Source organism: Synechococcus sp. CBW1006, from assembly GCF_015840525.1.
GTDB lineage: Bacteria > Cyanobacteriota > Cyanobacteriia > PCC-6307 > Cyanobiaceae > CBW1002.
Genome location: NZ_CP060396.1, coordinates 1,742,408 through 1,759,384 on the forward strand (window position 1 = coordinate 1,742,408; position 16,977 = coordinate 1,759,384).

The 16,977-nt window shown below is 68.8% G+C and carries 17 protein-coding genes and 1 tRNA gene; 10 read left to right on the top strand and 8 right to left on the bottom strand.

The window, feature by feature from the left end; all coding sequences use genetic code 11:
- The first annotated feature begins 37 nt into the window (after nucleotides 1-37).
- The 3 genes from H8F26_RS08325 to H8F26_RS08335 all read left to right on the top strand — a co-directional run bounded on the left by H8F26_RS08325 (nucleotide 38) and on the right by H8F26_RS08335 (nucleotide 1,316).
- Nucleotides 38-652, top strand: a complete 615-nt coding sequence (locus H8F26_RS08325; protein ID WP_370594681.1) for a DUF3747 domain-containing protein — start codon at nucleotides 38-40, stop codon at nucleotides 650-652.
- A 52-nt stretch (nucleotides 653-704) separates the two neighbouring features.
- A complete protein-coding gene (gene rpsU, locus H8F26_RS08330) occupies nucleotides 705-875 on the top strand; it encodes a 30S ribosomal protein S21 (protein WP_006172073.1) in 171 nt (56 codons plus the stop codon).
- 243 nt (nucleotides 876-1,118) lie between these two features.
- Nucleotides 1,119-1,316, top strand: a complete 198-nt coding sequence (locus H8F26_RS08335; protein WP_197159389.1) for a hypothetical protein — start codon at nucleotides 1,119-1,121, stop codon at nucleotides 1,314-1,316.
- A gap of 58 nt (nucleotides 1,317-1,374) precedes the next feature.
- On the opposite strand, the gene H8F26_RS08340 is transcribed toward H8F26_RS08335, so the two are convergent.
- Complete coding sequence (locus H8F26_RS08340) at nucleotides 1,375-3,144, bottom strand: YifB family Mg chelatase-like AAA ATPase (protein ID WP_197158724.1); 1,770 nt, start codon at nucleotides 3,142-3,144, stop codon at nucleotides 1,375-1,377.
- A 57-nt stretch (nucleotides 3,145-3,201) separates the two neighbouring features.
- On the opposite strand from H8F26_RS08340, the gene H8F26_RS08345 reads away from it, so the two are divergent.
- Genes H8F26_RS08345 through H8F26_RS08355 form a run of 3 tightly spaced genes read left to right on the top strand, consistent with a single transcriptional unit; the run spans nucleotide 3,202 to nucleotide 5,876 of the window.
- Nucleotides 3,202-3,546, top strand: a complete 345-nt coding sequence (locus tag H8F26_RS08345) for a histidine triad nucleotide-binding protein (protein ID WP_197158725.1) — start codon at nucleotides 3,202-3,204, stop codon at nucleotides 3,544-3,546.
- 58 nt (nucleotides 3,547-3,604) lie between these two features.
- Nucleotides 3,605-5,644, top strand: a complete 2,040-nt coding sequence (locus H8F26_RS08350) for an ABC transporter ATP-binding protein/permease (protein WP_197158726.1) — start codon at nucleotides 3,605-3,607, stop codon at nucleotides 5,642-5,644.
- Between the two features lie 4 nt (nucleotides 5,645-5,648).
- Nucleotides 5,649-5,876, top strand: a complete 228-nt coding sequence (locus H8F26_RS08355; RefSeq protein ID WP_231605554.1) for a chlorophyll a/b-binding protein — start codon at nucleotides 5,649-5,651, stop codon at nucleotides 5,874-5,876.
- Nucleotides 5,877-5,880: 4 nt separating this feature from the next.
- Here H8F26_RS08355 and H8F26_RS08360 read toward each other — a convergent pair whose 3' ends face one another.
- From H8F26_RS08360 to psbX, 4 genes are read right to left on the bottom strand one after another with little or no spacing between them, the layout of a single operon-like run.
- On the bottom strand, nucleotides 5,881-6,378 hold the full coding sequence (locus H8F26_RS08360; protein ID WP_197158728.1) for a hypothetical protein: 498 nt from the start codon (nucleotides 6,376-6,378) through the stop codon (nucleotides 5,881-5,883).
- Nucleotides 6,375-6,881 carry a Tol biopolymer transporter periplasmic protein gene (locus H8F26_RS08365; protein WP_197158729.1) on the bottom strand — a complete coding sequence of 169 codons (507 nt, stop codon included), beginning with the start codon at nucleotides 6,879-6,881 and terminating at the stop codon, nucleotides 6,375-6,377. The genes H8F26_RS08360 and H8F26_RS08365 overlap by 4 nt, the downstream gene beginning before the upstream one ends.
- A gap of 38 nt (nucleotides 6,882-6,919) precedes the next feature.
- On the bottom strand, nucleotides 6,920-8,002 hold the full coding sequence (locus H8F26_RS08370; protein ID WP_197158730.1) for a Ycf66 family protein: 1,083 nt from the start codon (nucleotides 8,000-8,002) through the stop codon (nucleotides 6,920-6,922).
- Nucleotides 8,003-8,060: 58 nt separating this feature from the next.
- Nucleotides 8,061-8,183: a photosystem II reaction center X protein gene (psbX, locus tag H8F26_RS08375; RefSeq protein WP_197158731.1), complete on the bottom strand. Its 123-nt coding sequence runs from the start codon at nucleotides 8,181-8,183 to the stop codon at nucleotides 8,061-8,063.
- A 95-nt stretch (nucleotides 8,184-8,278) separates the two neighbouring features.
- On the opposite strand from psbX, the gene H8F26_RS08380 reads away from it, so the two are divergent.
- Nucleotides 8,279-8,608: a YggT family protein gene (locus tag H8F26_RS08380; RefSeq protein ID WP_197158732.1), complete on the top strand. Its 330-nt coding sequence runs from the start codon at nucleotides 8,279-8,281 to the stop codon at nucleotides 8,606-8,608.
- A gap of 76 nt (nucleotides 8,609-8,684) precedes the next feature.
- Here H8F26_RS08380 and accC read toward each other — a convergent pair whose 3' ends face one another.
- Entirely contained in the window at nucleotides 8,685-10,034 is a 1,350-nt protein-coding gene (accC, locus tag H8F26_RS08385) for an acetyl-CoA carboxylase biotin carboxylase subunit (protein ID WP_197158733.1), read from the bottom strand.
- A 211-nt stretch (nucleotides 10,035-10,245) separates the two neighbouring features.
- On the opposite strand from accC, the gene H8F26_RS08390 reads away from it, so the two are divergent.
- The 3 genes from H8F26_RS08390 (at nucleotide 10,246) to msrB (ending at nucleotide 12,151) form a co-directional block, all read left to right on the top strand.
- Nucleotides 10,246-10,327: transfer RNA gene (locus H8F26_RS08390), tRNA-Leu, on the top strand.
- 41 nt (nucleotides 10,328-10,368) lie between these two features.
- The gene (locus H8F26_RS08395) at nucleotides 10,369-11,673 is read left to right on the top strand and encodes a glycosyl transferase (protein ID WP_231605556.1); all 1,305 of its coding nucleotides are present in this window, start codon (nucleotides 10,369-10,371) and stop codon (nucleotides 11,671-11,673) included.
- A gap of 28 nt (nucleotides 11,674-11,701) precedes the next feature.
- A complete protein-coding gene (gene msrB / locus H8F26_RS08400; RefSeq protein WP_197158735.1) occupies nucleotides 11,702-12,151 on the top strand; it encodes a peptide-methionine (R)-S-oxide reductase MsrB in 450 nt (149 codons plus the stop codon).
- Between the two features lie 9 nt (nucleotides 12,152-12,160).
- Here msrB and H8F26_RS08405 read toward each other — a convergent pair whose 3' ends face one another.
- Together H8F26_RS08405 and smc are read right to left on the bottom strand one after the other, a co-directional pair.
- The gene (locus H8F26_RS08405) at nucleotides 12,161-13,177 is read right to left on the bottom strand and encodes a PRC-barrel domain-containing protein (RefSeq protein WP_197158736.1); all 1,017 of its coding nucleotides are present in this window, start codon (nucleotides 13,175-13,177) and stop codon (nucleotides 12,161-12,163) included.
- A gap of 77 nt (nucleotides 13,178-13,254) precedes the next feature.
- Complete coding sequence (gene smc / locus H8F26_RS08410) at nucleotides 13,255-16,878, bottom strand: chromosome segregation protein SMC (protein ID WP_197158737.1); 3,624 nt, start codon at nucleotides 16,876-16,878, stop codon at nucleotides 13,255-13,257.
- Nucleotides 16,879-16,977 lie beyond the last annotated feature (99 nt).

Here is a 16,977-nt window from a genome sequence, read left to right on the forward strand (position 1 = left end):
GATCCTCCCGAGCTCCCTCCCTGCCAGGCCTCGCACCTTGCACCAGCGAGGCGCTGCAGCCCTGCGCCCCCTGCTGGCCACCCTGCTCCTGCTCGGAGGCGCCGCGGTGCCGCTGTTGGAAGCCCCGGTCGCGCGGGCCAGCTCCCTGTTCCAGGTTGGCGAAGTGGAGCAGGAACGCTTTGTGCTGGTGTCGGCTCCGATCGGTGATGGAACCCGAGCCCAGCTCAACATCTATGAGCAGGTCAAGGCCACTCGCCCCTGCTTCGCTGTGGGGTCCGGCAAGCCTGCTCCGGTCAATCCCCTGCTGGGCAGCTTTGATTTCACCGGCATCTGCAGCCGCTTCATCGATGCCAACGGCTACTCGGTTCGCGTCGGTGGCAGCGACCTGGGTACTGTCTATCGCCTCAGCGTGATCCAGGGCAACGACGACATCCTGCTGATGGCGATGCCCACCAAGGCCGGCGTCGGGCCCGAGATGGTCGTGGCCCGTACCCAGGGCGCCGGCAGTGGATTCCTCAAGTTGGAACTGGAGCCTGGTTGGCGGCTGATGCGACGCCACTTCGGCAACCGGGTCCTGGGGCACGTCTACCTCTACCGCGATAGCTGGCCCTCGGAGAACCAGGCCGCAGTGACTCCTGCGGAGCCGGGATGAGGGCTGGCCTGCTTGCTAGGGTGAATCACTCTGAACTGATTTGCAGCGCTTCATGACCCAGGTCACTGTCGGCGAAAACGAGGGAATCGAGTCGGCCCTTCGCCGCTTCAAGCGCCAGGTCTCCAAGGCCGGAATCTTCGCCGACCTCAAGCGCCTGCGCCACCACGAAACCCCCACTGAGAAGTACAAGCGCAAGGCCCAGCAGCGCCGCCGCCGCCGCTGAGTCCAGCGAGGTTCAGGGATTCGTCAACGCTCTGCAGGTCTGGATCTCTGCATGCCCCGCCAGTCGGGGCTTTTTGCTGGCCTGTCGAACCTTTGGGGCTTGGCTGCTGGGGCCTGTCCAACCTTCTGCGGGCTGGGGACGACGGAAGCGTGTCCGTGGCAAGGCGTTGCTTTGCCAGTGTTTTTACCTGTGTTCAGTCTGGTGATTTCCCACCACCCTGGAGGTGTCGATCGCTACTGGATCATGGACCGTCGTACGGAATGGATCGCTCGTCCTGCCGCCGCCACAGCCCTTCCGCCGGCCTCCTCTGCCACGTTGTTTCTCAACTGGCTCAGTGAAATGGTGAGCCATGCGCTCGGCAACCCTCGCGAGGAGGACCAACACCTGCCCCCCGATGTTGGGATGCAGCCCTACACCGATCGGCCCCGCAAGCGTCGCTAGGAGTTTCCGTGGAGAGCCATGGCCGTGGGGTTCTCCGCTCAGGGCTTTTGGCCCCCGCTCAGCTCCGATCCTGCGTGAGGCCGTCAAAGGAGCGATAACTGAGGGCCTCGGCCACGGCCCGCTCGCTCACCGGCATCCGTTCGGTGGAATCTGCATCGTCTGACTGCACCTGGTCGAGCAGCGCTTGGCTCACGCCAACATGTGCAAGCTCAGTGCGGGCCTGCTCCAGGTCGGCGATGGTGCGGGCGACGCGCAGCACCCGCTCCGCCGCCCGCGCGCTCAGCTGGCGGTGGTGCACGCTGGCCTCCCACAGTTCCAGTGCCGCCGGGCTGGGGTTGAGGACCCGGCGCAGCTCCGCCGCCGGCAGTGCGGCGTTGGCGCAGCCCTGCGGATTGTGGCGACGCATGCTGGTGCGAGCCGCTGCCACCCTGCCGGCCACGATGGCGCTGGATTCCGGCAGGCCTGTCTGTTCGGCACCTTCGTGGATGGTGCCAGTCCCGGCAGAGATGGAGTTTGCAGCCGCTGCACTGCCTGACCTGGTGGTTCCCTGTGCCGCTGCCCCGTACCCGTAGCGGCGGGCCAGGGAGGCGGCGGATGGGCGCTGCATCACCACCTGCAGATCAATTCGATCCAGCAGGGGGCCGGACAGCCGGTTCCAGTAGCGCCGCCGCTGCACGACGCCACAGCTGCAGGCCCGCTGAGGATCCCCATGCCAGCCGCAGGGGCAGGGGTTGGTGGCCGCCACCAGGGTGGTGCGGCAGGGAAAGCGGCAGCGCAGGCGGTTGCGGCTGATCCACACCTCCCCCTCCTCCAGGGGCTGGCGCAGCAGTTCCAACACCTCCCGGCGAAACTCGGTGAGCTCATCGAGGAACAGAACGCCCTGGTGGGCCAGGCTGAGTTCGCCGGGCCTGGGATGGGCCCCGCCGCCGATCAGCGCAGCGGCGGTGCAGCTGTGATGCGGGCTGCGGAAAGGCCTCTGCAGCAGCAGGCTGGTTTCAGCGCGGAGGAGGCCTGCCACCGAATGCAGCTGGGTGAGTTCGAGGGCTTCGTCCCGCTCCAGGGGCGGCATCAGACCCGCCAGGCGCCGCGCCAGCATCGTCTTGCCGCTGCCTGGCGGACCCACCAGCAGCAGATGGTGATGGCCCGCCGCAGCGATCTCGAGGGCGCGCCGTCCGTGCTGCTGCCCTTCCACGTCGGCCAGATCGAGATCGCTGCGACCTCCCTGGGGGCGATCGGGATCCACGGGTTCCCGTTGATCTCCAGGGCCCGGTTGCCGAGTGGCCGCCGGGCTCAGCGATCCCGGTGGCGGGGCCTTGCTGGGATCCCGCAGCAGTTCCAGCACCTCCTGCAGGGTGTCCGCCGGCCAGAGGGGCAGGGTCTCCACCAAGGCGGCTTCGGCGGCATTGGCCCGTGGCACCACGAGGGCCCTGGCCCCACCGCGGCTGGCCGCCAGGGCATGGGCCAGCACGCCACGGACCGGCCGCAGCCGCCCGTCCAACCCCAGTTCCGCCGCACTCCAGATCCCCTCCAGTCGCGCCTGCGGCAGCTGGCCGCTGGCCACCAGCATCCCAAGGGCGATCGGCAGGTCGAACCAGGGCCCTTCCTTGCGCAGATCCGCCGGCGCCAGGCTCACCACCACCCGGGTCAGCGGCACCTTGAGGCCGCTGTTGCGGATTGCCGCCCGCACCCGCTCCCGCGCCTCCTGAATCGCCGTATCCGCCAGTCCCACCATCTGCAGGCCGGGCAGCCCGGGGGCGATGTCCACTTCCACCTGCACCGGCACAGCCTCCAGGCCCTGCAGGGCCGCACTGCAGGATCGTGCCAACATCACGCCAGGGGTCGCTGCAGTGTCAGTGCCACCCCCGTCTCATCCCCTTCCGGTGCCATGGCCAGCGGCGACACGATCTTCGGGCGCATCCTGCGTGGTGAGATCCCCTGCGACGAGGTGTATGCCGACGATCTCTGCCTGGCCTTTCGGGATGTGGCCCCCCAGGCCCCGGTGCATGTGCTGGTGATCCCGCGTGAGCCCCTGGCCCAGCTGGCGGATGCCGGCGAGGAGCATGGGGCCCTGCTCGGCCACCTCCTCCTGGTGGCGGCGAAGGTGGCGCGCCAGGAGGGCCTCAGCAGCTGGCGCACGGTGATCAACTCCGGGGCCGAGGCGGGGCAGACCGTGTTCCATCTGCATGTGCACGTGATCGGCGGCCGTCCCCTGGCCTGGCCCCCCGGCTGAGGCGGGGGGCCAGGCCAGGGGACGGCAGCGGCGACAATGACCTGATCTGCTGCGCTCCATGAATCCGCTCAAGGCGTTCCGCGATCAGCTCGCGAAGCTGCAGCGCCTGGCCCAGCCCTATTTCCTGCCGGTGGAGGAGAGCAGTGCCGGCCAGTTCCTGCTGCTGGTGCTGGCCCTGGTGGCGGTGGTGGTGGGAGTCACGCTGCTGATTTTCACCGCCGTGGTGGCCGGGGCAGGGGCCTTCATTCCCGACCTGCGCGACCGCTTCCTGCCGGGGGTGCCGCAGCAGATCAACGCGATCTGGCAGGGGCCGATCGGGGCTGTGGTGATGCTGCTGTTCGTGGCGGGCCTGGCTGCCTTCGGAGCTCTGCGGGGCCGGCTGCGTCAGGGGCGCTGGCTGCCGTGGCTGCTGCTGGGGGTGATCACCCTGCTGATCCTGGTGATCAATGGCATCAACGTGGGCATCAGCTTTGTTGCCCGCAATGTCGATAACACCTTGGTGGCCTATGACCAGGATGGATTCTGGAAAACGGTGGCGATCTATGCCTTCTGCCTGGTGTTGGCCTTGCCGATCCGGGCGATTCAGAGCTATCTCATCCCCAAGTTGGGGCTGCTCTGGAGAGAGTGGCTGAGCGGTCGTTTGCTGACACGCTATCTCACCAATCGTGCCTACTATGTTCTGAATCCCAACGACGAATCTGCCGAGGAGATCGATAACCCTGATCAGCGGATTTCGCAGGATGCGGCCAGCTTCACCTCGACCAGTCTGAGTGTCACGGTTGAGATCCTCTCGGCTCTGCTGACATTCTTCAGTTTCATTATCGTCTTGTGGAGCATCAACAGTCGACTGGCGCTGCTGTTGCTGGCCTATTCCGTGTTCGGTACGGCGTTGATCGTTTTCGCCAGTCGCAAGCTGGTGATCCTCAACTACCAGCAGCTCAAGCTTGAGGCCGACTTCCGCTACGGCCTCGTCCATATCCGTGACAACGCCGAGGCGATCGCCTTCTATCGCGGCGAAGGTCAGGAGGGCAAGGAGGCCGGGCGTCGGCTGAGCGGCGCGATTCGCAACTATGACCGCCTGATCGTCTGGACGGCGATGATCAGTGTGATCCAGCGCTCCTACGACTACTTCTCCCGCTTCCTGCCCTGGCTGGTGATCGCGCCGATCTACTTCGCCAAGGAGGTCGATTTCGGTGTCTTCGGCCAGGCCAGTATTGCCTTCAGCCAGGTTCTGTTCTCGGTGAGTTATATCGTCAACAACATCGACCAGCTGGCCGCTTTCTCCGCTTCGATCAGCCGTCTTGAGGGTTTCCAGGGCAAGGTCGAGGAGATCGGTCGTGAGATGGCCGAGCTCGAGGCGAGTGAGCAGCGACTGACCGGTTCCCCTGGGGGGGCAGGCGCGGTAGCGCCGATCGGTTCCGATGGCCTGGCGGTGCGGCCCGATTCGATCCTGGTGAGTCATGTGGATCTGGTGCCGCCGCGCACCCAGCGCGTGCTGATCCACGACCTCAGCCTCGAGATCGGTGCCGACCAGCGCCTGCTGGTGGTGGGGCCTTCCGGTTGCGGCAAGACCTCCTTCCTCCGTCTGGTGAGTGGCCTCTGGCCGGCTGGGGCGGGTGCCGTGCAGCGCCCCCCCGAAGGCGAGCTGCTGTTCATTCCCCAGAAGCCCTACATGATCCTGGGCAGCCTGCGGGAGCAGCTCTGCTATCCCCAGCCCAGCGATCGCTTCAGTGATGAGCAACTGCGCCATGTGCTCGAACAGGTCAAGCTGCCGGAGCTGGTGCATCGCTATCCCGATCTCGACATCATTCAGGACTGGCCCCGGCTGTTGTCGCTGGGGGAGCAGCAGCGTCTCGCCTTCGCACGCCTGCTGCTGAGCGCGCCCCGCTTCGTGGTGCTCGATGAGGCCACCAGTGCCCTCGATGTGGCCACCGAACGGCATCTCTACGACCTGTTGGTCCAGCGGGACATGGCCTTCGTGAGCGTGGGCCATCGCCCCACTCTCACGGCGTTCCACGACACGGTTCTCGAACTCGATGGTCGTGGCGGCTGGCGGTTGTTACCGGCGGCCGGCTATGACGTGGGACGCCATGCCTGAATCGATGAGCTCCGCCACCAGCCCAGACGCCGCCGGAGCCCCTGCCGACAGCCCAGTTGACGCCAACGTTCCGGCGACCAGTGCCACCACGCCCGACCAGCCCGCGTTCGGTTGGAGCGGCTATGCCGAGCGGGTGAACGGTCGCTTCGCCATGCTCGGATTTGCGGCGGTGCTGCTGATTGAGGCCTTCAGCCGCGACACCTTCCTGCACTGGGCCGGCTTGGTGCCCTGAGCGCTCACGGCAGCTCGATCAGATCCACCTGCCAGAGTCCGCCGCGGCTCACCTGCACGGCCAGCACCCTGCCATCGGCGCTGAGGCTCACCAGGCGCGGCACTCCGGCCGGTTCGATGGGGATCCGCTGCAGGCTCTGCAACGAGCGGCGATAGAGCAGCAGTTCGGTGCGTCCCTCCAGCTGGCGCACCAGGGCGAGGCGCTCTCCCCGCTGATCTACCGAGAGACTCAGGGGCTGGGCATCGGGCCGGTTCAGGCCCGGCACTGGCACGGGAGCTGTGCGCCGCAGATCCAGCAGCTCTGCCCGCTCCCGTCCCTGCCGTCCGCGGATCAAGGCCAGCCAGGGCCCTGCCAGGGCCGGGTCGTGGCTGCTGCCCTCCCGGGCCAGTTGGGCGTTGAGTCCGAACAGGGGACGCGGCCCGCCTCCGAGACATCCGCCCAGCAGGGCGGCCAGTGCCAACGGGATCAACCGAAGGCTCGCCAGGCGGACGCGGCTTCTCATGGCTGCGGGCCAGGGCCACCACCCTGCAAGGCCTGGGCACCCGGCAGATCCGGCTCCAGCCAGCCGCCAAGGTCGTAGACCTCGACCTGGCGGCGGCCGGCCACCACCATCTCAATGGCGATCCGCTGGCCATCGGGGGCGAGGCTCAGCCGCTGCGGTTCCCGATCACCGCCCAGGCGCAATGGCAACAGGGAGCCCCTGAGCCGATCTTCGATCACGGCATCGCGGCGCTGGCCCCGCTGGATCAGCAAGGCCAGGTAGCGACCGTTCCAGCTCAGCGAGGGTGAGGCGTGCGGCTGATGCGTGCGTAGATGGCGCAGGGGCAGCACCTTGCCGCTGCGCCGCTCCTGCAGCAGCACCGTGGTACGGCCGCCGCGCTCGACCAGGGAGGCGAGCAGGCGTCCGTCGCCGCTGAGGGCCGGTTGCTCCCGGCCTTCAGCACCCAGCCCCAACGGTACGGCGGCCTGGCGCCGCAGCCCCCAGGGAAGGGCGCAGCCAGACAAGCCGATCAGCAGGGCCAGGCTGAGGCCGGCTGGAGGTCTCAGTCGTCGAACCGGGAGCTGTTATCCCGGGACGGGCTGGTGTCGCTGGGCGTGTTGGTCCGGGTGGGACCTGTGGTCTGGCCAGGAGCTGGGCCTGGCTCCGTGGGCCTCACCGGCGTGAACTCCGCATCGCTCACTGATGCGGAAGCGCCTGGGCGGCTGCGGTAGGAGGTGCCCTGCGGAACACCCGGGGCCGGGCCAGGCGATCCTGGGCCCGGCTGGGCTGAGCTGCGCGGCGGAGGGGTTCCGGCGGGGCCCACCCCGGTGGAGCTGCCCCAGCTGGAGGTGTCGGGAGAGCCACTGGGGCGGCGGCTGGAGCGTGGCATCCCATCGGTGGCGCCGGGCCGGCTGCCGCGGCGCGGTTCCGGGGTGGTCTCCCGTTGGCGCCGGCGGGCTCCGAAGCTGCCGCTGTCGCCCTGAGGGGCACCTGCTGCATAGCGGGAGGCCCGTGGTGGCCTGTCGTCTTCGCCCCGGGCATCGCCCCGGGTCTCACCACGAAGATCGCCTGCAGCTCTGCGGGGCGGGCGTCCGGATCGCTCGTCTGGACCAGGACCAGCGTTGTCCCACTGGTCACTGCCACTGGATCGCCGGCTTGCCGCACGCTCCGGAATGGCGGCACGGCTGACCCGGCTGGGTCGGTAGAAATCGTCCTGGTCTCCGTCGTCGGGATCGCGGGAGCGGATGCCACGGCGCACCGGCTGGGGCTCATCGAACCGGTCGTAGTCGTCGTCGTAGTCGCGGCCGCCACCCATGCGGGGGCGGGACGGTTCGATCGGGTCCTCGTCTTCGAAGTAGGACGAGCGTCGTGCCTGTTCGGTGGTCACGCCCCGCAGACGCACGCTCTCATAGGCGAAGAACACCGTGGTGCCGGCCAGCAGGAACTGACCGAACTGGAGGATCGGATCGAGACGCCAGCCCTGAAAAAAGAGAATGCCACCGCAGAGCAGGCCCACGGCGGCAAAGAAGACGTCGTAATCGCGGGCCAGTGCAGGCTTAAAGCTCCTCATGAAATAGAGGAAGGCCCCACCTACCGCCAGCACGATGCCAACGATGCTGGCCCAGTTCAGACTGGCATTAACCACAGCGCACGGTCCAACGGAGCGTCAGCTCCACTGTAAGGACCCGGCGTGGATGTTCTGATCAGAGGCGACGGTCGACCTGGTCGTTCTGGCTGATCAGCACCAGCGCCAGGGTGATCGGGATGACCACGATCACCGCCCCCCAGGCGAGGCTGCTCAGGAAGTTGGCGAGGGAAGGAGTCATGGCGGCGATGGCGTCGCAGACGCCAAGGGTTTGAAGGGCGATCTTAGGCAGCGCTGGCGGGTTCCTACGATTCCTTTCCAGCCGCTTAGAGCTTTGTGACGCCCCCTGCCTTGCCCCGCCTGGAGCTGCTGCCGCTGGCACACCTGCTGCTGGGGCTGCTGCTGGCGGGCTGGACGCTGCTGTTCCTGTTTCGCATCGTGCTCACCTGGTACCCCCAGATCGATCTGGCCAAGGGGGTGATGCGGCTGGTGAGCGTCCCCACCGAGCCCCTGCTGGCCCCCACCCGCCGCCTGATCCAACCGATCGGCGGGGTGGATGTCACCCCGGTGGTGTGGGTGGGCCTGATCAGCCTGGTGCGCGAACTGCTGGTGGGCCAGCAGGGTCTGCTCACCCTGATGCTGCTGCGCAGCTCGACTGTGGCTTAGGGGCTGTGGCTCAGGGCCTTGGCCTGGTTGCCGTTCTGCAATTCAAAGGCGGCGCTTTCGGCCTGGCCATGGCGCCCTAGAAGGGCAGCATCTCCTCTTCAACGAATTTGGTGTGGAGATCGCCGCTGCGGAACTCGGGGCGATCCAGCAGAGCCAGGTGGAAGTCGATCGTGGTGGGGATGCCGGTCACCGCACACTCGGACAGGGCACGGTGCATCCGCTTGATGGCGGCCTCCCGGTCCACCCCCCAGACGATCAGCTTGCCGATCAGCGAGTCGTAGAAGGGTGGGATCTCGTAGCCCGTGTAGACGTGGCTGTCCACCCGCACGCCAGGACCACCAGGCGGCAGCCAGCCCGTGATCCGGCCCGGGGCTGGGCGGAAGTTCTGGCGAGGGTCCTCGGCATTGATGCGGCACTCGATGGCATGGCCGGTGAGTTTGATCTCGTCCTGCCGGACGCTGATCGGTTCGCCGCCGGCAATGCGCAGTTGTTCGGCGATCAGGTCGACTCCGGTCACCATCTCGGTGACGGGATGCTCCACCTGGATGCGGGTGTTCATCTCCATGAAATAGAACTTGCCCTCGCGGTCCACCAGGAATTCCACGGTGCCGGCACCCTCGTAGCCGATGCTGCGGGCTGCGGCCACCGCCGCCTCTCCCATCTGGCGCCGCAGATCGGCGTTGATCGCCACGCTCGGGGCTTCCTCGAGCAGCTTCTGATGGCGGCGCTGGATGGAGCAGTCGCGCTCACCCAGGTGCACCACGTTGCCGTGGCGATCCGCCAGCACCTGCACCTCCACGTGCCGGGGGCGGTCGATGAATTTCTCCATGTAGAGGCCCGGGTTGCCGAAGGCGGCTTCCGCTTCCCCCTGGGCCGCCTTGAACAGCTTCTCCAGCTGATCGGCGCTCGGCACGAGCCGCATGCCCCGACCACCCCCGCCGGCGGTGGCCTTGATCATCACCGGGTAGCCCATGGTGGCGGCGAGGCTGGCCGCTTCGGCTGCCGTGGCCAGCAGTCCCTCGCTGCCGGGGATGGTGGGGACTCCCACCGCCTGCATCGTGGCCTTGGCAGTCGACTTGTCGCCCATGGCCCGGATCGCCTCGGGCGAGGGGCCGACGAAGGTGATGCCGTGGTCGGCGCAGATCTCGGCGAAGCGGTCGTTCTCGGCCAGGAAGCCGTAGCCGGGATGGATGGCGTCGGCACCGCGGGAGGTGGCGGCCGCCAGGATATTAGGGATGTTGAGGTAACTCTTGCTGCTGGGGGCTTCGCCCACGCAGACCGCTTCATCGGCCAGCTGAACGTGCAGAGCGTTGCGATCGACCGTGCTGTAGACGGCCACCGTGGCAATGCCGAGCTCGCGGCAACTGCGAATGATGCGTAGGGCGATCTCGCCACGGTTGGCGATCAGCAGTTTGCCGATGGGCATCCGCGAACGAGGCAGGGACGGGGCAGTGGAAACTGCGGGCTGGCCGCTGCGTGCAGGCCGGAGCGGACTGTATCAGCGCTCACAGGCCCCCTTGCCATCCCCGACGCGATCCCAGGGCGCAGATCCGTGGGGACGGGCGCTAGGTATATTGCTGGCCGAGCGGTTCCGGCCGTCTCCCACCCGGATGGAGCCTGGCCTCCAGACGATCCCTGCGGATGTGGTGGAATTGGTAGACACGCACGTTTGAGGGGCGTGTGACTTCGGTCTTGCGAGTTCAAGTCTCGCCATCCGCACTCTTTTTTCACACCCTGCTCTCCATCAGGTGGTCCGCTCCGTGCCGGATTCCACTGCCGCCATCACGCTGGTGTGCAATGGCCCGGGTGAGCTCACCACCTGGGTTCGTCCCCTGGCGCGGCGGCTGCACGAGCTCCTGCCCCTGAGGCCCCTGGTTCCGGATGCACCCTTCAGTCTGCGGCTGGTGCTGGTGCCCTGTCCCAATGCCACCGGAGCGGAGCATGGCGTCGCCGAGGGCTGGCAGCTGTTCGAGCGGATCTGGCCGGCCCACCGCTTCTGGGGCCTGCTGCTGCGTCCGCGCCGCCATGCCGCCTGGCCGCGTCAGGGAGTGGTGGTGTTTCTGGGCGGTGACCAGTTCTGGACCGTGCTGCTCTCGGCCCGGCTCGGTTATCGCCACCTCACCTATGCCGAATGGGTGGCGCGCTGGCCCCGTTGGAACGACCGGATCGCCGCCATGGGGCCAGCCGCGGCCGACCGGCTCAAGCCCCGCTGGCGCCAGCGCTGCACCGTGGTGGGCGATCTGATGGCCGACCTGTCGGCGCAGGCCCGCGATGAAGCTCCGCTGCCGCCGGGGGAGTGGGTGGCGTTGCTGCCGGGCTCCAAGCGGGCCAAGCTGCAGGTGGGCATGCCCTTCCTGCTGGACACGGCCGATCGTCTGGCGGCCCTGCGGCCGGGCTGCCGCTTCCTGCTGCCGGTGGCGCCCACCACGTCGGTCCAGGAGCTGCTGGCCTACGCCGGGCCGGCCAATCCGATCCAGCAGCACTACGGCACCGGCGAACCGAGGTTGGAGCGCGCTCTGCCGGCGCCTGGCTCCGGCACCGCCCCATCCCCCTTGGCCGGGGGCCGTGCCCTGGTGACGCCTGCCGGCACTCGCATCGACCTGCTCGAGACCCATCCGGTGCATGGGGCCCTGAGTCAGTGTCGGCTGGCGCTCACCACCGTGGGTGCCAACACCGCCGAGCTCGGGGCGCTGGGGGTGCCGATGCTGGTGCTGGTGCCGACCCAGCATCTCGCGGTGATGCAGGCCTGGGATGGCGGGATCGGACTCCTGGCACGGTTGCCGATCCTGCGCTGGCTGCTGGGGGTGGCCCTGACGGCCTGGCGCATGCGGCAGCGCGGCTTCCTGGCCTGGCCGAACATCTCCGCGGGCCGCCTCGTGGTGCCGGAGCGGGTGGGGGCGATCACCCCGGCCGAGATCGCTGCGGAGGCGGCCGACTGGCTCGACCATCCGGCCCGGCTGGCGGGCCTGCGCGACGACCTGCGCAGCCTGCGCGGCCAACCCGGTGCCGTGGCCTCCCTGGCCGAGCTGGTGCGAGGCCTGCTGCCCCCGATCAGCGCTGCCTAGGCTGATCCTCCAGCGCTGTTTGATCGCGATGTCGGATGTTCAGCCCGGGGCCAGCTGCACGTCAGGCAGCTTCAGTTCCGAAGCTCCGTCGTTTGTTGAGGCGTCCGACGCCGAATGGCGTCAGCGTCTCACGCCCGAGCAGTACGCCGTGACCCGTCAGGGTGGTACCGAGCGGGCCTTCAGCGGCGTCTACTGGAACCACAAGGGCAGCGGCATGTACCACTGCGTCTGCTGCGGTGCCGAGCTGTTCAGTTCCGCCAGCAAGTTCGACTCCGGTACCGGTTGGCCCAGCTTCTGGGAAGGTGTCGACAGCGGCGCCATCAAAACGCTGACCGACAGCAGCCACGGCATGGTCCGGACCGAAATCCGCTGCGCGCGCTGCGACAGCCATCTCGGCCACGTGTTCAACGATGGCCCGCGTCCCACGGGCCAGCGCTACTGCGTCAACTCCGCATCTCTGGCGTTTCGTGAGGGCTGACCGCCCCTCTCACCAGGGATCGGTGAGGTCTTCGGCGTCCACGTCGAGGGGATCGGCCGGTGCTGCCGGCCGGCGGCTGGGCAACGGGCCACGCCGGATCTCCGGCTCCTCGCTCACCCGGCCAAAATCCTCGCGGGGACTGGGGCCGCGATCAAGGTCACCACGGGGATCGGACAGCCGTTCAGGGCCTCTGGAGGGGGAGGAGCGGTACTCCTGCTCGTCCTCATCGAGATAGCGACGCTGACGCAGGGGCTCGCGCTGGCGGCGTTCCTCCAGTTCGACGTATTCCAGCTCTTCCCGTGGCGCAAAGGAGCGGCTGGTGGCGGGTTGGATGCGCCGTTGTTCCTGGGCGGCGGGCTGGCCGGCGGCGAGCTGGTTCTCCACCGGCACCATCGACTGGCGGTAGCGCTCCCGTTCCTCCTGCTCCCAGCTGGGTCCGCCGATGCCGAGTTTTTCGAGCAGCCCCGAGCCCAGCTGCTTGAGCTTTTCGTCAGCGCCTTCGTACACGATGATCCGATCCGGCCCGCTGCTGACCACCTCCTCCACAGGCAGCTCCCAGGTGCTGAGCACGCCCTCACCCAGCAGGGGTACGCCCACGGCGCCCAGCACCAGGGTGGTGAGTTCGCCGGTCTCGATGTCAAAGCTGAAGCCCAGCACCCGGCCCAGGGTCTCGCCCGCCTCGGTGATCACCTGGCAGTTGATCACTTTGCTGTAGCGGTCCGGATTGAAGCCCTCCGCCAGGGAGTCGGCCGAATCCACCAGGATCACATCGCCCACCTGGCGGATCCGGTCCAGGGGCATCCAGCGGGGCAGGCCGGGCAGGAAGCGGGTCAGGGGGTTGTCGCGCAGACCCAGGGCCACCACCTCGCGGCGATCGATGTCCACCACCACTTCTCCCACCACCCCGAGGCGGCGTCCGGTGTCGCGGGTGATCACCAGGGTGCCCATCAGCTCCGAGCGCAGCCAGAGCCGATCACTGGGGGCCGAGGCGTTCGGATCGGCGGCGGGGGGGATCGAAGAGGTCAAGTCCGGGGGCCGGTGCTGGGCGGCGGTGGGGCTGGCGACTGGCGTCCAGTCGGCTCATTGTGACCCACGTGCGCGGCTCAGGCCGCAGGCGGCAAACCGACCACCTGGGTGTGGGCGCCGCGGGCCTGGGTGACGCCGATCGTGCGGGTGGACGCGGCGATCATCGGCCGGCGGTGGCTCACCACCAGGAACTGGGCGTCGTCGGCCTGGCTGGCGATCAGGGCCGCCAGGCGCTCCACGTTGACGCCATCGAGGAAGCTGTCCACCTCGTCGAGGGCGTAGAAGGGCGAGGGGCGGAACTGCTGCAGGGCGAACAGGAAGCTGAGGGCGGTGAGGGACTTCTCGCCGCCGCTCATCGCCGCCAGGCGCCGCACCGCCTTGCCCTTGGGATGGGCGACCAGGGTGAGTCCGCCTTCGAGGGGTTGCTCAGTGTTCTCCAGCTGCAGGTAGCCCTCGCCGTCGGAGAGCCCGGCGAAGATCCGACGGAAGTGTCCATCCACCGCCACGAAGGCCTCCAGGAAGGCCTCCTGCCGCAGGGTGGCGACCGTTTCGATCCGCAGCAACAGCTCTTCCCGCTCGCTGCTCAGCACCTCCAGCCGGTCTGCCAGCTCGGCCAGCCGCAGCTCCAGCTGTTCGAGTTCCTCGAGGGCCAGCATGTTCACAGGCTCCAGAGCCTCCATGCGCTGCTGGATCCGAGCCAGTTCGGCCTGCAGCGTCTCCAGTCCTGCCAGCCGCACTTCCTCGGGGATCTCCGGCAGTGGATCCGGCAGGGCCTGCTCCAGCTGGGCCAGCCGCAGGGCTTCGCTGCGTTCCTGCTCGGCCAGGGCGGCCAGTTCCTCGCCGAGGCGCTGCAACTCCCATTGCAGGTTCTGCAGGGCCTGGCGCTGTCCGGCCAGGCGCCCTTCAGCGGCGTCCCGGGCCCGGCGCTGCTCCCCGAAGCGGGTCTGGAGGGCACTCTGCCGGGTTTCGAGCTCGCTGCGGCGCTCCTGCTCGGCCTGTTGCTGTTCCTTCCAGCGACTCCGCTCAGCCACCAGGGTCCGCACCGCCTCCGCCAGGCGTTGTTCGTCGCCGGCGAGGGCATCGAGCTGGCTGGCCACCCGCTCGCTGCTGAGGGCCCGTTCACGGCGCGCCGCCAGCAGCTGGTCCCGTTGCAGGCGGGCCTCGGAGAGGCTGCGATCGGCGTTCTCGAGTTCCTTCTGCAGGCCCTGCCAGTGGGCCCCGTCGCCGCCGCCACCGGCGCTGGTCTCGGCCTGCTCCAGGGCGGCAAGGGCCTGTTGCAGGGGCGGAATGGCTGTGAGCAGGTGCCGCCGCCGCTGCCGGTCTGCGAGGGCCGCCGTCTCCAGCTCGCCCAGTCGCTGATCAAGGCGCTGCTGCCGTTCCCGCTCCGGTGCCGCAGCCCGTTCCGCGGCCCCGGCTTCGGCCTGCAGGGCCGCCAGCCGTTGCTGCTGGGCCTGCAGTTGCGGCCGCAGTGCCTCCAGCTGCTGGGCCAGCCCCGATTCCCGCCGACGGCTGGCGAGGAGGCTCTCGCCCAGCTCCAGCAGGCGGCGCCGCAACGGCTCGGCCTCGTCGCCCTCCTGGGCGCTGCCGAAGCTGAGCTGGCCGCTGCGCTGCTGCAGGCTGCCGCCGGTCATGGCGCCGCTCTTCTCGAGCAGCTCCCCATCGAGGGTCACGGCGCGGCAACGGCCCAGCTCGCGGCGGGCGCTGGAGAGGGTGTCGAACACCAGCGTGTCGCCGAACACGTAGCGGAACACCTCGGCGTAGACGGGTTCATGGCGCACCAGTTCCACCGCCCGACCCACCAGGCCATCGCCGCCAATGGCACCTCGGGTGGTGCCGGGAGCGGCTCCCCGCTGCAGGGCCGCCGCCCCACTGGCCCCGCCGCCGCCGCCTCGGATCTTGTTGAGCGGCAGGAAGGTGAGCCGTCCGGCCCGCCGGTTCTTGAGCAGGTCGATGGCGCGGGCGGCGATCCGGTCGTCGTCGACCACCACCTGGCCGAGCCGGGCGCCGGCCGCCACCTCCAGGGCGAGGCGATGGCGCTCCTCCACCTCCCCCAGCTGCGCCACCGGTCCGTGGATGCCCTCCAGGCCGGCCTCAAGCAGCATCCGCAGCGCTCCGGTGCCGCGGCTTTCCTGCAGGGTGTCCCGCCGGCTGTCCAGCCGGGCGATCTCCCGCTCCAGGTTGGTCTGCTCGACCTCGAGGCGCTGGCGGGTGCGCTGCTGCAGGGCCAGGTTCTCCGCCAGATCCTGCAACTGCCGCTGCGCCTGCCCCAGGGCCTGCTGCAGCTGCGTCTGCTCCTCGTCCAGGCCCCGCTGGCGGGTGGCGGCCTCGGCATGGCTGCCGTCCTGTTGCTGCCGCTCCAGCTGCAGTTCGTCCAGCCGTTGCTGCCACTGCCGCAGCCGTTCCTCCAGCTGCTGCTGCTCGGCCAGCAGCGGTCCCAGCTGGTTCTGCAGGGCCTGGCGCTGCTGGCTGCGCTGGCGCTGCTCCTCCAGCCAGGTGCCGGAGCGCCCCGCCACCTCGCCCAGGCGCCGCCGCGAGAGTTCCACGGCCGCCTCCGCGTCGCGGCAGCGGCCTTCAGCGGTGGCCAGGGCAGCGCTGTCTTCGGCGGCATCCAGCTCCTGCCGCTGCCGCCGCAGCTCGCCTTGGCGCTGCGCCAGGTTCTGGCGTTGCGCCTGCAGGGCTTCGGCCTCCTGCTGGTGCCGCTCCGCCTGCCGGGCCAGTTCGCGGCCACTGGCCTCCAGGCCCGCCAGCTCGGCCTGCACGGACAGAAGCTGATCTTCCCCGAGGGCTTTCACCTCCGCCTGCAACTGCTCCAGGGCCAGGGCTGCCTGCTGGATCTCGGCCTCGGCGGTTGCGATGGCTTCGCGATCACTGATCTGCTGGCGGCCCAGGGCTTCGCGGCGGCGATTCAGTTGGTCGCGCTGCTGCCGGGCGGCGTCCACTTCCAGCACCTGGGCCTGAAGCCGTCCGGTGATCAGCCGTTGGCGCAACTCCTGGTAGGTGCGGGCCTTGGCGCAGTCGCGCTCCAGTTTCTGGCGCGAGAGGAGCAGCTCCTGCTCCACGATGCGGCAACGCTCCTGTCGTTCCTGCACCTCATCGAGCTTGGCGCGCGTCTGGGCGATGCGGGTGTCGAACAGGGCCACACCGGCCAGCTCGTCGATGATGCCGCGCCGCTCCCGGGCACTCATCGACACGATGCGGGTCACATCGCCCTGCATCACCACGTTGCTGCCGTCGGGATCGACCCGCAGGCGCCGCAGCTGGGTCTGGAGCTGCTGCAGGTTGCAGGTCACCCCATCGGCGCTGTAGCTGCTGCTGTAGGTGCCACCGGGGGCCACCCGCAGGCGGCGGGTGACGCTCCAGGCCTTCTGGCCGGCCTGGATCCAGGGACCCTCCTCGGGGGGATCGAGGCCGGCCTCCGCCTCATCGGGCTGCCAGTCGCCCAGGTCGAAGCGCACGGTGACGCAGGCCTCGGCCGCCCGTCCCTGGCGCAGCACGGCGCTGTTGATCAGATCGGGCAGCCGTTCGGCCCGCATCCCCCGGCTGTTGGCCAGGCCGAGGCAAAAGAGCACGGCATCGAGAATGTTGCTCTTGCCGGAGCCGTTCGGGCCGGTCACCACGGTGAAACCGGGTTCGAGCGGGATCGCCACCGATCCGCCGAACGATTTGAACTGAGACAGCTCGACCTGATTGATGTGAACCACCAGGCCCGCCCACCGAGCAGCCGAAATGTAGCGGAGGTGGTTCCACGCTCAAGTCCACTCCTTAGCTTGGGTGAGCCGCCCGAACACCGTCGCCGCCAT